This window comes from Pantoea sp. X-Soil-ISGK-275 (assembly GCF_059730795.1).
In genome coordinates, this window is record NZ_AP035976.1 from 832,403 (window position 1) to 847,301 (window position 14,899).

A 14,899-nucleotide genomic window follows, 5' to 3' on the forward strand; every position below is an offset into this window, starting at 1 on the left:
TATTATTTTTCCTCGGCGATGAAACCGGCAATGATGCTGCCCATCTCATCTGTGCTCACGGCCTTGCCGTCACCGGCCAAATCACGGGTACGATAACCCGCTTCCAACGCGCGGCTGACAGCGCGTTCAATGCTTGCGGCTGCTTCATCCGCATTCAGGCTGTAACGCAGCAGCAGTGACAGCGACAGAATCTGCGCAATCGGGTTGGCAATGTTCTGACCGGCGATATCCGGTGCGGAACCGCCCGCTGGCTCAAACAGGCCAAAACCTTCTTCGTTCAGGCTGGCAGAAGGCAGCAAGCCCATCGAACCGGTAATCATCGCGCATTCGTCTGACAGGATGTCGCCAAACAGGTTAGAACACAGCAGCACGTCAAACTGTGATGGATCTTTAATCAGCTGCATGGTGGCGTTATCGATGTACATGTGGCTCAACTGCACATCCGGATAATCTTTTGCCACTTCGTTGACAATCTCGCGCCACATCACGGAAGTCTGCAACACGTTGGCTTTGTCGATTGAGGTGACGATGTTGCGGCGTTTACGCGCTGATTCAAAGGCGATACGCGCGATGCGCTCGATTTCGAAACGGTGATAAACCTCAGTATCGAACGCGCGCTCATGTGGGCCGCTGCCTTCGCGGCCTTTCGGCTGACCGAAGTAGATGCCGCCGGTCAATTCACGCACGCACAGGATGTCGAAACCGCGCTCGGCGATATCGCTGCGCAGCGGGCAGAACGCTTCCAGACCTTTATACAGTGCCGCAGGGCGCAAGTTGCTGAACAGCTTGAAGTGCTTACGCAGCGGCAACAGCGCGCCGCGCTCAGGTTGCTGTGCAGGTGGCAGATGTTCCCACTTCGGGCCACCTACCGAACCAAACAGAATCGCATCCGCTTGCTCTGCGCCGGCAACGGTAGCCGGTGGCAGCGGTTCACCATGACGATCGATGGCGATACCGCCAACATCATATTCGCTGGTGGTGATACGCATGTCGAAACGCGTACGAATTGCATCGAGAACTTTCATGGCCTGCGCCATCACTTCCGGACCAATTCCGTCGCCTGGCAATACCGCGATATGAGAAGACTTAGACATAGTTACACCGTTTCCTTCTGATCTTTAAATTTACGCTGCAGTTCTTTTTCCACCTGCTTAGCACGCCAAATGTTGTTCAACGCGTTCACCATCGCTTTCGCCGATGATTCGACGATATCGGTCGCCAGGCCAACGCCGTGGAATTTACGACCGTTGTAGTTGACCACGATATCGACCTGACCCAGCGCGTTCTCGCCGTGGCCTTTTGCCGTCAACTTGTAGTTGATCAGTTCGGCTTCAAAGCCGGTGATGCGGTTGATCGCCTGATAAACCGCATCAACCGGACCGTTACCGGTTGCGGCGTCCGCTTTGGTCTCTTCACCGCAGCCTAACTGCACGGAAGCCGTTGCTGTCACGCTGGAGCCGGTCTGCACGTTGAATTCGTTCAGCTGGAAATATTCTGGCTCTTCGTTCTGCTTGTTGATGAAGGCCAACGCTTCCAGGTCGTAGTCGAAGACTTGACCTTTCTTGTCGGCCAGCTTCAGGAAGGCGTCGTACAAGGTGTCGAGGTTGTAATCAGACTCTTTGTAGCCCATCTCTTCCATGCGGTGTTTCACCGCTGCGCGGCCAGAACGGGAAGTCAGGTTCAGCTGGATTTTGTGCAGGCCGATAGATTCTGGCGTCAGGATTTCGTAGTTTTCGCGGTTCTTCAGCACGCCATCCTGGTGAATACCGGAAGAGTGGGCGAAGGCGTTAGAACCGACCACCGCTTTGTTGGCTGGAATCGGCATGTTGCAGATTTGGCTCACGGTTTGGCTGGTGCGGTAGATTTCCTGATGATTAATGTTGGTGTGGACGTTCATGATCTGCTGGCGGGTTTTGATCGCCATGATCACTTCTTCCAGCGCACAGTTACCGGCGCGCTCGCCTAAACCGTTCAACGTACCTTCAACCTGACGCGCACCGGCCAATACTGCGGCGATGGCGTTGCCGGTCGCCATACCCAAATCGTCATGGGTATGAACGGACAAGATGGCTTTATCGATGTTAGGAACGCGAGCCACCAATTGGCCAATGATGTTGGCGTATTCGCCTGGCAAGGTGTAGCCGACGGTGTCCGGGATGTTGATGGTGGTTGCACCGGCATTAATCGCGGCTTCAACCATGCGGCACAAATCGTCGATTGGTGTACGACCGCCATCTTCACAGGAGAATTCAACGTCGTCGGTGTAGTTGCGGGCGCGTTTAATCATACGCACCGCGCGTTCAATCACTTCCGGCAGCGTGCTACGCAATTTGGTCGCGATGTGCATCGGCGAGGTTGCGATGAAGGTGTGAATACGGAACGCATCAGCCACACGCAGTGATTCGTATGCGGCGTCAATGTCCTTCTCAACGCAGCGTGCCAGTCCGCAAACGCGGCTGTTTTTGATGGTACGAGCGATGGTCTGAACGGATTCAAAATCGCCTGGAGAGGAAACGGGGAAGCCCACTTCCATCACATCCACGCCCATACGTTCCAACGCCAGAGCGATTTGCAGTTTTTCTTTAACACTCAGGCTGGCCTGTAAAGCCTGTTCGCCATCACGCAGAGTGGTATCGAAAATAATAACTTGCTGGCTCATCGTAATCTTCCTTATGCATTAACGTTGCCGGTGCTACGAGCATAAAAAAACCCGCGCATTGGCGCGGGTTTCTTAAACTTCAACAGGTTCGAATCAGTTATTGATTCCGCCCACGAGTCTACCGCGCAAACTGGATGCGTTTAGTAGTAGACCGAGTAGGCGGAAAGAATGAAACATGATTCAAACCTCGTAAATTTTTTGGATGCACATATTGGTACTGGAATTGAGGTGTGAAGTCAACCTTAAGTGCAAGGGTATTTCTGTAACGTAAGAAGGGCGATGTGCTGTGATTTTTCAGCTGCGCAGAGCAATGGCATTAATTAGTAACAGGAGAAGTGATTCCATCCACTTAAAAAATCGTTTAGAAAATAGAATTTATTTTAAATCATTGATAATTAATTAGTTATGTCGGAAATGCGCATTGCTGATAAAACAAGATTAGGCTTGTTGTTAAGAAGAATATGATGTGTTCGGACCGTTTTATAGATAATCACGCCAGAAAGTAATTATCACAAAAGATTGTGGACTGAGTGGTCAGGCAATATGAAAATCATATTTCTTAGAACACGCTGCAAATAATCTCTAAACCAGCATTTTCCTCTGTGGTTATGAAGAAGCATTAGTTTAATCCTCGCAGGCAATAATCACGCATCAGTGCCTTTATTGCCGGTTCGGGCGCGACGTGGCGTCCTGGCGTTTGCAGGCCGGGTTGTCTGCGGTTATGGTAATCGACCTACTCTCATATAATTAACTCAAGTAGATTCCCTGTACCTGGAAGGCGGAAAGAACGCCGCCTTCTGAGCATAAACATAAGGTTTTGATCTTAATTGGCGATCGGGGCCGGATATCAGTGGCGTGCGGGAAACGCGAACGTCAGTGGATTCAGTCCCTCAAGCCTGGAGGCAGAAAATGGAGATGTTGTCAGGAGCCGAAATGGTCGTCCGTTCGTTAATCGATCAGGGCGTTAAGCAGGTATTCGGTTATCCGGGCGGAGCGGTGCTCGATATTTACGATGCGCTGCAAACGGTCGGTGGTATTGACCACGTATTGGTCCGCCATGAACAAGGCGCGGTACACATGGCCGATGGCCTTGCGCGTGCGACCGGTGAAGTGGGTGTGGTGCTGGTGACTTCCGGTCCGGGCGCCACCAACGCGATTACCGGTATTGCAACCGCCTACATGGATTCAATCCCGATGGTGATTCTGTCGGGTCAGGTGCCTTCGTCACTGATTGGTTACGATGCGTTCCAGGAGTGCGACATGGTCGGTATCTCCCGCCCGGTGGTGAAGCACAGCTTCCTGGTGAAAAACGCCGAAGAGATCCCAACCGTGCTGAAAAAGGCCTTCTGGCTGGCTGCCAGCGGTCGCCCTGGGCCGGTGGTTATCGATCTGCCAAAAGATATCCTGAACCCAGCGAACAAACTGCCATACGTCTGGCCGGAAACCGTGAGCATGCGCTCATACAATCCGACCATTCAGGGCCACAAAGGACAGATCAAGCGCGCGCTGCAAACGTTACTGGCTGCGCACAAGCCGGTGATTTACGCCGGCGGCGGGGCGATTATGTCGGGCTGCGAAGCAGAATTGCTGCAGCTGGCTGAGCAACTGAATATTCCGGTGACAACCTCGCTGATGGGCTTGGGCGTGTTCCCTGGCACGCATCGTCAGTGTATCGGCATGCTGGGTATGCACGGTACTTACGAAGCCAACATGACCATGCACAATGCCGATCTGATTTTCGGTATTGGCGTGCGCTTCGACGACCGCACCACCAACAATCTGGCGAAGTACTGCCCGAACGCCACCATTATGCATATCGATGTCGATCCGACGTCGATCTCCAAAACGGTCAGCGCGGACATTCCGATTGTCGGCGATGCGAAGCAGACGCTGGCGCAGATGTTAGAGCTGCTGGCGCAAAGCGATGCGAAGCAGGAGCTTGATAGCCTGCGCGACTGGTGGCAGACCATTGAAGGCTGGCGTGGCCGCAAGTGTCTGGAATTCGATCGCACCACTGACAAAATCAAGCCGCAGGCTGTCATCGAAACCATCTGTCGTTTGACCAAAGGCGAAGCTTACATCACCTCTGACGTCGGTCAGCATCAGATGTTTGCCGCACTTTATTACCAGTTCGACAAGCCGCGTCGCTGGATCAACTCCGGCGGCTTGGGCACCATGGGCTTCGGCTTGCCTGCTGCGCTGGGCGTGAAGATGGCGCTGCCGGATGAAACGGTTATCTGCGTGACCGGCGATGGCAGTATCCAGATGAACATTCAGGAGCTATCGACCGCGCTGCAGTACGATTTACCGGTGCTGGTATTGAACCTCAACAACGGCTTCCTCGGCATGGTTAAGCAGTGGCAGGACATGATTTACTCCGGTCGCCACTCGCAGTCTTACATGCAATCGCTGCCTGACTTCGTGCGTCTGGCCGAAGCTTATGGTCATGTGGGGATCTCCATTGCGCATCCTGCGGAACTGGAAGAGAAGCTGCAGCTGGCACTGGATACGCTGGCGAAAGGCCGTTTGGTGTTTGTGGATGTGAATATTGACGGCAGCGAGCACGTTTATCCGATGCAAATTCGTGGTGGTTCGATGGATGAGATGTGGTTGAGCAAAACGGAGAGGACTTAATTATGCGTCGTATTTTATCGGTTCTGCTGGAAAACGAATCCGGCGCATTGTCCCGCGTAGTGGGACTGTTCTCTCAACGTGGTTACAACATCGAAAGCCTTACTGTCGCACCAACCGATGATCCGACCTTGTCACGCATGACGATTCAAACGGTCGGCGATGAGAAAGTGCTGGAGCAGATCGAGAAGCAGTTGCACAAGCTGGTGGACGTGTTACGTGTCAGCGAGCTGGGGCAGGGCGCTTACGTTGAGCGTGAAATCATGCTGGTGAAAATCCAGGCCAGCGGTTACGGCCGTGAAGAAGTGAAGCGCAGTGCGGAAATTTTCCGTGGTCAGATTATCGATGTCACGCCAACGCTTTACACGGTTCAGCTGGCAGGCACCAGTGATAAACTCGACGCGTTTCTTAACACCGTTCGCGACGTAGCAGAAATTGTTGAAGTGGCTCGTTCAGGAATCGTGGGTGTGTCGCGTGGCGATCGTGTAATGCGTTAATCACCTTAAGTAACGATTTTATCTGATTCTAACCCGGCGAAAAGCCGGGTTTTTTTATTTTATGCGCTTATCCAGGATGAGAGAGAAAAGCGGTTGCTCGGCGTAGTGTTCTGCGGTTAGATGTTACAAATGTTTTACCCATAGCTACTCTGCGGATATTTTCGCCAGCGCTGGCTTATCAGAATTAAGGTGTCACCGTGAAACTGGATGAAATTGCGCGCCTGGCAGGCGTGTCGCGCACCACGGCCAGCTATGTAATCAATGGCAAAGCGCGGCAGTATCGTGTCAGCGAGAAAACCGTCGAGAAAGTGATGGCGGTGGTGCGTGAACACAACTATCACCCGAATGCCGTCGCGGCAGGGCTGCGTGCCGGACGCACGCGTTCAATTGGTCTGGTGATCCCTGATTTGGAAAACACCAGCTACACGCGCATTGCCAACTATCTGGAACGTCAGGCGCGTCAGCGCGGTTATCAGCTTTTGATTGCCTGCTCGGAAGATCAGCCGGACAATGAAATGCGCTGCATCGAGCATCTGTTGCAGCGTCAGGTTGATGCCATCATCGTTTCGACTTCACTGCCGCCAGAGCATCCGTTCTATCAGCGTTGGATCAACGATCCTTTACCGATTATCGCGCTGGACCGTGCGCTGGATCGTGAACACTTTACCAGCGTGGTGGGTGCCGATCAGGATGATGCGCAGGCATTGGCGGCTGAGTTGCGTCAGCTATCGGTGAAAAACGTGCTGTTCCTTGGGGCGCTGCCGGAATTGTCGGTGAGTTTCCTGCGTGAACTCGGCTTCCGCGATGCGTGGAAAGACGACGAACGGCCCATTGATTACATTTACTGCAACAGTTTTGATCGTGCCGCCGCAGCAACGCTGTTTGAGAAGTACCTCGACGATCATCCGATGCCGGAGGCGCTGTTTACCACGTCGTTTGGGCTGCTGCAGGGCGTAATGGACGTTACCTTGAAGCGTGATGGCCGCTTGCCAACCGATCTGGCGATTGCCACCTTTGGCGACCACGAATTGCTGGACTTCCTTGAGTGTCCGGTGCTGGCGGTGGGTCAGCGTCATCGCGACGTGGCTGAGCGCGTGCTGGAACTGGTTTTGGCCTCGCTGGATGAACCGCGTAAACCGAAACCGGGTTTAACCCGCATTCGTCGTAATTTATTCCGCCGCGGACAATTAAGCCGCCGCGTTAAATGAAATGCTGGGCAGTTCACTGCCCAGTGTTAATTTAACCTGCAGCTATTTCCTGCAAACCTTACGGCGTAAATAAGCGTAAATAATCGCCACTCCAGCTAACAATTTAACCCTGCTGACTTTTCTTAACTGTTTACATCTTCAGCAGCGTGTCTTAGCAGAGCTGGCGCGATGATGCTGGGCTTCCTTTCAGAAATCCCCTAAAATGCCGCCGTCGTCGCAGATTGCAGGGCAAATATAATTCCGCGTAAAAGCGCTTTATTTTTCACCATTTTTCATTGTGCGAAAATTTTTATTCAATTATTCATCAGGTTAATTTTTTATTTTGCGAATCCATGTCGATTAATTCCCTCTCTGATTAATTTCACCCGATGTAAATAGTGATATTCACTTGCCGTTGCGGCTTGACAAGGATTTCATCGGCTCCGTAAACTCGTTTCGTGGTAAAAAGTGGGATAAAGTGGTGAAAACGGGTGATTGAGGGGTAAGGCTGGCATGTTCCGTGGAGCAACGTTAGTCAATCTCGACAGCAAAGGGCGATTAGCAGTACCAACGCGCTATCGTGAATTGCTTGTCGCAGAGTCTCAGGGGCAAATGGTATGCACCATTGACCTCCACCAGTCATGCCTACTGCTTTATACCCTGCCCGAATGGGAAATCATTGAGAAAAAGCTGTCTCGCTTATCCAGCATGAATCCCGCCGAGCGTCGCGTACAGCGATTGCTGTTGGGACATGCCAGTGAATGCCAGATGGATAATGCGGGTCGTTTGTTGTTGGCGAACACGTTACGTCAACACGCCGGCCTGACCAAAGAAGTGATGCTGGTTGGACAGTTCAACAAGTTTGAGCTGTGGGATGAACAGACCTGGTATCAACAAGTTAAGGATGATATTGACACAGAACAGTCGGCTCAGGAGCCTTTATCTGAGCGGTTGCAGGACTTGTCGCTATAGCTATGCAGGAAAATTTCAAACACACCACAGTGCTGCTGGATGAGGCGGTAAACGGCCTCAATATCAGGGAAGACGGCATTTATATCGATGGCACTTTTGGTCGCGGCGGTCACTCGCGCTTAATCCTTTCTCAGCTTGGCGAGAAAGGGCAACTGATAGCGATTGATCGCGATCCGCAAGCGATAGCCGCAGCCGCTGAGATAAAGGATCCGCGTTTCTCGATCGTGCATGGGCCGTTTTCGGCCTTGGCGGAATATGTCGAAGAGCGTGGGCTGACCGGCAAGATCGATGGCGTTTTGCTCGATCTGGGCGTCTCTTCACCACAGCTGGATGATGCCGAACGCGGCTTTTCCTTTATGCGTGATGGGCCGCTGGATATGCGTATGGACCCAACGCGCGGGCAATCAGCCGCTGAATGGCTGATGAGCGCGGAAGAGGCGGATATCGCTTTCGTGATCAAAACCTACGGTGAAGAGCGTTTCGGTAAGCGTATTGCGCGCGCCATCGTTGAGCGCAACCGCGAACAGCCGATGACGCGCACCAAAGAGCTGGCAACGGTGATTGCCGCCGCGATGCCCGTCAAAGACAAATTTAAGCATCCGGCAACGCGTACTTTCCAGGCGATTCGTATCTGGATCAACAGCGAGCTGGAAGAGATTGATACTGCGTTGAAAGGGGCATTATCGGTTCTCGCACCCGGCGGCAGGTTGTCGATTATCAGTTTCCACTCACTGGAAGATCGCTTAGTGAAGCGCTTTATGCGCGATCAGAGCCGCGGTCCGCAGGTGCCAGCAGGGATTCCGATGACCGAGTCGCAGCTCAAAGCTTTAGGCGGACGTGAACTGAAAACGCTGGGCAAGCTGATTCCTGGTGAAGCCGAAGTGAATGAAAACCCACGAGCGCGTAGTTCGGTGTTGCGTATCGCGGAGCGAACGGCGTCATGATTGGTAACGAGCGCCACAGCTTACCCGGTGTTATTGGTGGGGACTTGCTGCGATTTGGCAAGATTCCAATGCTGTTGTTGGCTGCGGTGCTGGTGTCTTCGGTAATGGTGGTGACCACTACGCACAAGACGCGCCTGTTAACGGCGCAGCGTGAACAGCTGGTGCTGGAGCGTGATGCGCTCGATATCGAATGGCGCAACCTGATTCTTGAAGAGAACGCACTGGGCGATCATAGCCGCGTAGAGCGAATAGCAACCGATAAACTGCAAATGCAGCATGTTGATCCTTCGCAGGAAAATATTGTGGTGCAGAAATAAGGAATCGCAGAACTTAATGAGTGGCGCAGGCAAAACGCTGAAGTTAAAAAAACAAGAAGATAAGGCCAGCTTTGTAAGCTGGCGCTTTGCGTTACTGTGCGGGTGCATTTTATTGGCGCTAGGCGGACTGCTGTCGCGCGTAGCATGGCTGCAGGTGATCAACCCTGACAAGCTGGTGAAAGAGGGCGATTTGCGTTCGCTGCGCGTGCAATCGGTGCCAACCGCGCGCGGGATGATCAGCGATCGTGCTGGTCGTCCACTGGCGGTGAGCGTGCCGGTAAATGCGATCTGGGCCGATCCGAAAGAGCTGACCGAGCACGGTGGCGTCTCACTGGATAGCCGCTGGAAGGCGCTGTCGGATGCGTTATCGATTCCGCTTGATCAACTCGCTGCACGCATCAACGCCAACCCGAAAGGGCGCTTTGTCTATCTGGCGCGCCAGGTGAATCCGGCGATTGGCGAGTACGTGAAAAAGCTTAAGCTGCCGGGCATCTATCTGCGTGAAGAGTCGCGCCGCTACTATCCGGCGGGCCAGGTTACCGCGCACCTGATTGGTTTCACCAACATTGATGGTCAGGGCATCGAAGGCATCGAAAAGAGCTTCGACAAATGGCTGACTGGCGCACCGGGCGAACGTACGGTGCGTAAAGACCGCAATGGCCGCGTCATCGAAGATATCTCTTCGGTAGACAGCCGCGCCGCACACAACCTGACGCTGAGCATTGATGAACGTTTGCAGGCGCTGGTGTACCGTGAACTGAATAACGCCGTAGCGTTCAACAAAGCCGAATCAGGCACCGCCGTGCTGGTGGATGTGAACACCGGCGAAGTGCTGGCGATGGCGAACAGCCCCGCTTACAACCCTAATAATCTCAGCAACACGCCGAAAGACGTCATGCGTAACCGCGCCATTACCGACATCTTCGAGCCCGGTTCCACCGTGAAACCGATGGTGGTGATGACGGCTTTACAGCGCGGTGTGGTGAAAGAGAACAGCGTACTGAACACCGTGCCGTACCGCGTCAATGGTCATGAGATCAAAGACGTGGCGCGCTACAACGAATTGACCCTTACCGGGGTTTTACAGAAGTCGAGTAACGTCGGGGTTTCACGTTTGGCGTTAGCGATGCCCTCCTCAGCACTCGTAGATACTTACGCGCGCTTTGGGCTGGGTAAACCGACCAATTTGGGGCTGGTCGGGGAAAGTAGTGGCTTATACCCTCAAAAACAACGGTGGTCTGACATAGAGAGGGCCACCTTCTCTTTCGGCTACGGGCTAATGGTAACGCCGTTACAGTTAGCGCGAGTCTACGCAACCATTGGCAGCTACGGCATCAATCGCCCGCTGTCGATCACCAAAGTTGACCCGCCGGTAGCGGGTGAACGCGTTTTCCAGGAAGACCTGGTGAAAACGGTGATGCACATGATGGAAAGCGTTGCGTTGCCTGGCGGCGGTGGGGTTAAAGCCGCCATCAAGGGCTATCGCATTGCCATCAAAACTGGTACCGCCAAGAAGGTTGGGCCGGATGGACGTTACGTCAACAAATACATTGCTTATACCGCAGGCGTTGCGCCTGCCAGCCGTCCTCGTTTTGCGCTGGTGGTGGTGATCAACGATCCCCAGGCCGGTAAATATTATGGTGGTGCGGTTTCAGCACCGGTGTTTGGTGCCATCATGGGCGGCGTGTTGCGTACCATGAATATCGAACCTGATGCGCTGCCGACAGTTGATAAGAACGAGTTGGTGAAGAATAGAAGTGAGGAATCAAGTGACAGATCGTAACCTGCGCGACTTACTGGCCCCGTGGGTGCCGGGTGCGCCGGCGCGTCCACTCCGTGACATGACACTAGATAGCCGCGCTGCGGCTTCTGGCGATCTGTTTATCGCCGTGGCGGGCCATCATGCTGATGGACGTCGTTTTATTCCGCAGGCTATTGCACAAGGCGTGGCGGCAGTGATTGCCGAAGCTGAAGGTGAAGCCAGCGATGGAGATGTCCGTGAGATGCATGGCGTCCCGGTTATCTATCTGGCGCAGTTGCAGCAGCGTCTCTCTGCACTGGCCGGGCGCTTTTATCAGCAGCCTGCTAGCAAACTGAAATTAATCGGTGTTACCGGCACCAACGGTAAAACCACCACCACGCAACTGATGGCGCAGTGGGCCAACTTGCTGGGTGAAACCGGCGCAGTAATGGGCACGGTCGGCAATGGCCTTTACGGTCAACTGGTGGCCACCGAAAACACCACCGGTTCTGCGGTGGACGTGCAGCATGTGCTGAATGATTTAGTCGGGCAGGGCGCAACCCTGACGGCGATGGAAGTCTCCTCACACGGTTTGGTGCAGCATCGTGTTGCAGCCTTGCCGTTTGCGGCTGCGGTGTTTACTAACCTAAGCCGCGATCACCTCGATTATCACGGTGATATGCAGAGCTATGAATCCGCTAAATGGTTACTGTTCTCTGAGCATCAAGTCGCTGAAGCCATCATCAACGCTGATGATGAAGTGGGCCGTCGCTGGCTGGCAAAATTGCCGGATGCGGTAGCGGTCACCATGGAAGACAATCTGCAATCGGGCTGTCATGGTCGCTGGCTCAAAGCCACCGCGGTGGATTATCACGATGGCGGTGCGCACATCCGGTTCAGCTCCAGTTGGGGCAACGGCGAGTTTGATAGCCGCCTGATGGGCGCTTTCAACGTGAGCAACCTGTTGCTGGCGCTGGCTACGCTGCTGGCGCTGGACTATCCGCTTGATGCGCTGGTCGCCACGGCACCGCAGCTGCAGCCGGTGTGTGGTCGCATGGAAGTGTTTACTGCGCCAGATAAACCTACTGTGGTTGTCGATTACGCTCACACGCCAGATGCGCTGGAAAAAGCGCTTGAAGCGGCGCGTCTGCACTGTAAAGGCCAGCTGTGGTGCGTGTTTGGCTGCGGTGGCGATCGTGACAAAGGCAAACGTCCATTGATGGGCGCGATTGCTGAGCAGTTCTCCGACATCGTGGTGATCACCGACGATAATCCGCGCAGCGAAGAGCCGATGGCGATTGTGAATGACATTCTCACCGGCTTGCTCGATCCGGGCCGTGCGCGCGTGGTTTCCGGTCGTGCGCAGGCGGTCACCAATGCCGTGATGCAAGCTGGCGCCGATGACATCGTATTGGTGGCCGGAAAAGGCCACGAAGATTATCAAATCATTGGCAACCGCCGTCTGGATTACTCCGATCGCGACACCGTCGCCCGTTTGTTGGAGGTGATGGCATGATTCCCGTTTCGCTCAACACGCTGGCCGAAATCAGCGGCGGCCAACTGCACGGCGCGGACTTAACCATTGCCGATGTCACCACCGATACACGTAAAGTCACCGCCGGCAGCCTGTTTGTGGCGCTGGTGGGTGAACGTTTTGATGCTCATGATTTCGCTAACGATGCCATTGCCAACGGCGCGCAGGCGCTGCTGGTAAGTAAGCTGCTGAAGGTTACTGTACCGCAGGTGGTTGTCGCTGATACGCGCATTGCTTTCGGGCAACTCGCTGCGTGGGTACGCCAACAGGCGAAAGCGCGCGTGGTTGCTTTAACCGGTTCATCCGGTAAAACCTCGGTCAAAGAGATGACCGCCGCGATTCTGCGCCAGTGTGGCGAAACGCTCTACACCGCAGGCAACCTGAACAACGATTTCGGTGTGCCGATGACGCTGCTGCGTCTCACTAAAGAACATGCTTACGCCGTGATCGAGCTGGGTGCCAACCATCAAGGCGAAATTGCTTACACCACCGATCTGGTGCGCCCGGAAACCGCGTTAGTCAATAACCTGGCCGCCGCTCATCTGGAAGGCTTTGGTTCACTGGCCGGTGTGGCGAAAGCCAAAGGCGAGATTTTTGGCGGCTTACCGGTACACGGTACCGCGATCGTCAACGCCGACAGCAACGATCTTGCTAACTGGCAATCACAGTTTGTGGATAAAACCCTGTGGCGCTTCTCGCCGCAGCCATTGGCTGATGCTGAGTTCCGCGCCAGCGAAATCGTGCTGCGTGCCGATGCCACCCTGTTCACGCTGCATACGCCACGCGGTGATATTGCCGTGGAATTACCGCTGCCAGGCCGTCATAACATCGCGAATGCGTTAGCCGCTGCAGCGCTCGCATTGTCAGTAGATGCGCCGCTGACGGCGATTAAAGTTGGCCTTAAAACGTTACAGGCGGTTCCTGGTCGACTGTTCCCGATTCGTCTGGCGGCCAATCAATTGCTGCTGGATGACAGCTACAACGCCAACGTCGGTTCGATGACGGCTGCCGCGCAGGTGCTGGGCGATATGCCGGGTTACCGTGTGATGGTGGTGGGCGATATGGCTGAGCTGGGGGAGGAAGCCGAGTTGTGCCATCGGCAGGTGGGCGATGCGGCCAAAGCAGCAGGCATTGATTGCGTGCTGAGCACCGGAACCCTAAGCCAGTTGATTGGCGAAAGCAGTGGCAAAGGCGAGCATTTCGCCACGAAAACCGCGCTGACTGAACGTTTACGCACATTGCTGTCCGAACATCAGGACATCACTATTTTGGTTAAAGGTTCACGTAGTGCCGCCATGGAGCAGGTAGTACAGAGCTTACAGGAGAAAGGAACATGCTAGTCTGGCTGGCCGAACATCTGGTCGCATTTTATTCCGGCTTTAACGTCTTCTCGTACCTGACGTTTCGCGCCATTGTCAGCCTGCTGACCGCTTTGTTCATTTCTCTGTGGATGGGCCCGCGCCTGATTGCCTGGCTGCAGAAACTGCAGATTGGCCAGGTGGTGCGTAATGATGGTCCAGAGTCACACTTCAGCAAACGTGGTACGCCAACCATGGGCGGCGTGATGATCCTCACCTCTATCACCATTTCGGTGCTGATGTGGGCCTATCCATCCAATCCATACGTCTGGTGCGTGCTGGTGGTGTTGGTTGGTTTTGGCATCATCGGCTTTGTGGATGACTATCGCAAAGTGGTGCGCAAAGACACTAAAGGCCTGATCGCGCGCTGGAAATACTTCTGGATGTCAGTGATTTCGCTGGCCGTTGCATTCGCGCTGTTTATCGCCGGTAAAGATACGCCTGCGACGCAGCTGGTGGTGCCGTTCTTTAAAGACATCATGCCGCAACTTGGCCTGTTCTACGTGGTGCTGGCCTACTTCGTGATTGTTGGTACTGGCAACGCGGTTAACTTAACGGACGGCCTTGATGGCTTAGCCATCATGCCAACGGTATTCGTGGCAGCAGGTTTTGCGCTGGTGGCTTGGGCAACCGGTAACGTCAAGTTTGCCGAATATCTGCATATTCCTTATTTACGCCACGCGGGCGAGTTAGTGATTGTCTGCACCGCGATTGTCGGAGCCGGACTCGGATTTTTGTGGTTCAACACCTATCCAGCGCAAGTGTTCATGGGCGATGTCGGCTCACTGGCGCTGGGTGGCGCGCTCGGCACTATCGCCGTGCTACTGCGCCAGGAATTCTTGCTGTTGATCATGGGCGGCGTGTTTGTGGTCGAAACGCTGTCGGTGATTCTGCAGGTGGGATCGTTCAAGCTGCGCGGTCAACGTATTTTCCGCATGGCGCCGATTCACCATCACTATGAATTGAAAGGCTGGCCGGAGCCGCGCGTCATCGTGCGCTTCTGGATTATTTCGCTGATGCTGGTGCTGATTGGCCTGGCAACGCTGAAGGTACGTTAAT

At 54.2% G+C, this 14,899-nt stretch carries 13 protein-coding genes; 10 read left to right on the forward strand and 3 right to left on the reverse strand.

Features of this window, described 5'->3' with window-relative positions:
• Positions 1–2: 2 nt before the first annotated feature.
• The 3 genes from leuB to leuL form a co-directional block, all read right to left on the reverse strand.
• The gene (gene leuB / locus AC6I8A_RS03730; RefSeq protein ID WP_008108624.1) at positions 3–1,094 is read right to left on the reverse strand and encodes a 3-isopropylmalate dehydrogenase; all 1,092 of its coding nucleotides are present in this window, start codon (positions 1,092–1,094) and stop codon (positions 3–5) included.
• A gap of 2 nt (positions 1,095–1,096) precedes the next feature.
• Positions 1,097–2,659 (reverse strand): 2-isopropylmalate synthase, encoded by a 1,563-nt coding sequence (gene leuA / locus AC6I8A_RS03735; protein ID WP_436332324.1) that lies wholly within the window; start codon positions 2,657–2,659, stop codon positions 1,097–1,099.
• Between the two features lie 93 nt (positions 2,660–2,752).
• On the reverse strand, positions 2,753–2,836 hold the full coding sequence (gene leuL / locus AC6I8A_RS03740; protein WP_099686952.1) for a leu operon leader peptide: 84 nt from the start codon (positions 2,834–2,836) through the stop codon (positions 2,753–2,755).
• 732 nt (positions 2,837–3,568) lie between these two features.
• Between leuL and ilvI the strand changes: the two genes are divergently transcribed.
• From ilvI to mraY, 10 genes are all read left to right on the forward strand, one after another.
• The gene (gene ilvI / locus AC6I8A_RS03745) at positions 3,569–5,293 is read left to right on the forward strand and encodes an acetolactate synthase 3 large subunit (RefSeq protein ID WP_497818057.1); all 1,725 of its coding nucleotides are present in this window, start codon (positions 3,569–3,571) and stop codon (positions 5,291–5,293) included.
• 2 nt (positions 5,294–5,295) lie between these two features.
• The gene (gene ilvN, locus AC6I8A_RS03750; protein ID WP_008108620.1) at positions 5,296–5,787 is read left to right on the forward strand and encodes an acetolactate synthase small subunit; all 492 of its coding nucleotides are present in this window, start codon (positions 5,296–5,298) and stop codon (positions 5,785–5,787) included.
• A 197-nt stretch (positions 5,788–5,984) separates the two neighbouring features.
• Complete coding sequence (gene cra / locus AC6I8A_RS03755) at positions 5,985–6,995, forward strand: catabolite repressor/activator (RefSeq protein WP_265301182.1); 1,011 nt, start codon at positions 5,985–5,987, stop codon at positions 6,993–6,995.
• 492 nt (positions 6,996–7,487) lie between these two features.
• A complete protein-coding gene (gene mraZ / locus AC6I8A_RS03760) occupies positions 7,488–7,946 on the forward strand; it encodes a division/cell wall cluster transcriptional repressor MraZ (RefSeq protein WP_265301184.1) in 459 nt (152 codons plus the stop codon).
• A 2-nt stretch (positions 7,947–7,948) separates the two neighbouring features.
• The gene (rsmH, locus tag AC6I8A_RS03765; RefSeq protein WP_265301186.1) at positions 7,949–8,890 is read left to right on the forward strand and encodes a 16S rRNA (cytosine(1402)-N(4))-methyltransferase RsmH; all 942 of its coding nucleotides are present in this window, start codon (positions 7,949–7,951) and stop codon (positions 8,888–8,890) included.
• Positions 8,887–9,207: a cell division protein FtsL gene (gene ftsL / locus AC6I8A_RS03770; protein ID WP_256695601.1), complete on the forward strand. Its 321-nt coding sequence runs from the start codon at positions 8,887–8,889 to the stop codon at positions 9,205–9,207. The genes rsmH and ftsL overlap by 4 nt, the downstream gene beginning before the upstream one ends.
• A 16-nt stretch (positions 9,208–9,223) precedes the next feature.
• Positions 9,224–10,990 carry a peptidoglycan glycosyltransferase FtsI gene (locus tag AC6I8A_RS03775; RefSeq protein WP_008108616.1) on the forward strand — a complete coding sequence of 589 codons (1,767 nt, stop codon included), beginning with the start codon at positions 9,224–9,226 and terminating at the stop codon, positions 10,988–10,990.
• Positions 10,977–12,464, forward strand: a complete 1,488-nt coding sequence (gene murE, locus AC6I8A_RS03780) for a UDP-N-acetylmuramoyl-L-alanyl-D-glutamate--2,6-diaminopimelate ligase (protein ID WP_497818058.1) — start codon at positions 10,977–10,979, stop codon at positions 12,462–12,464. Before AC6I8A_RS03775 ends, murE begins: the two co-directional genes overlap by 14 nt.
• Complete coding sequence (gene murF / locus AC6I8A_RS03785) at positions 12,461–13,822, forward strand: UDP-N-acetylmuramoyl-tripeptide--D-alanyl-D-alanine ligase (protein WP_436332328.1); 1,362 nt, start codon at positions 12,461–12,463, stop codon at positions 13,820–13,822. The genes murE and murF overlap by 4 nt, the downstream gene beginning before the upstream one ends.
• Positions 13,816–14,898 carry a phospho-N-acetylmuramoyl-pentapeptide-transferase gene (gene mraY, locus AC6I8A_RS03790; protein ID WP_008108613.1) on the forward strand — a complete coding sequence of 361 codons (1,083 nt, stop codon included), beginning with the start codon at positions 13,816–13,818 and terminating at the stop codon, positions 14,896–14,898. Before murF ends, mraY begins: the two co-directional genes overlap by 7 nt.
• Position 14,899 lies beyond the last annotated feature (1 nt).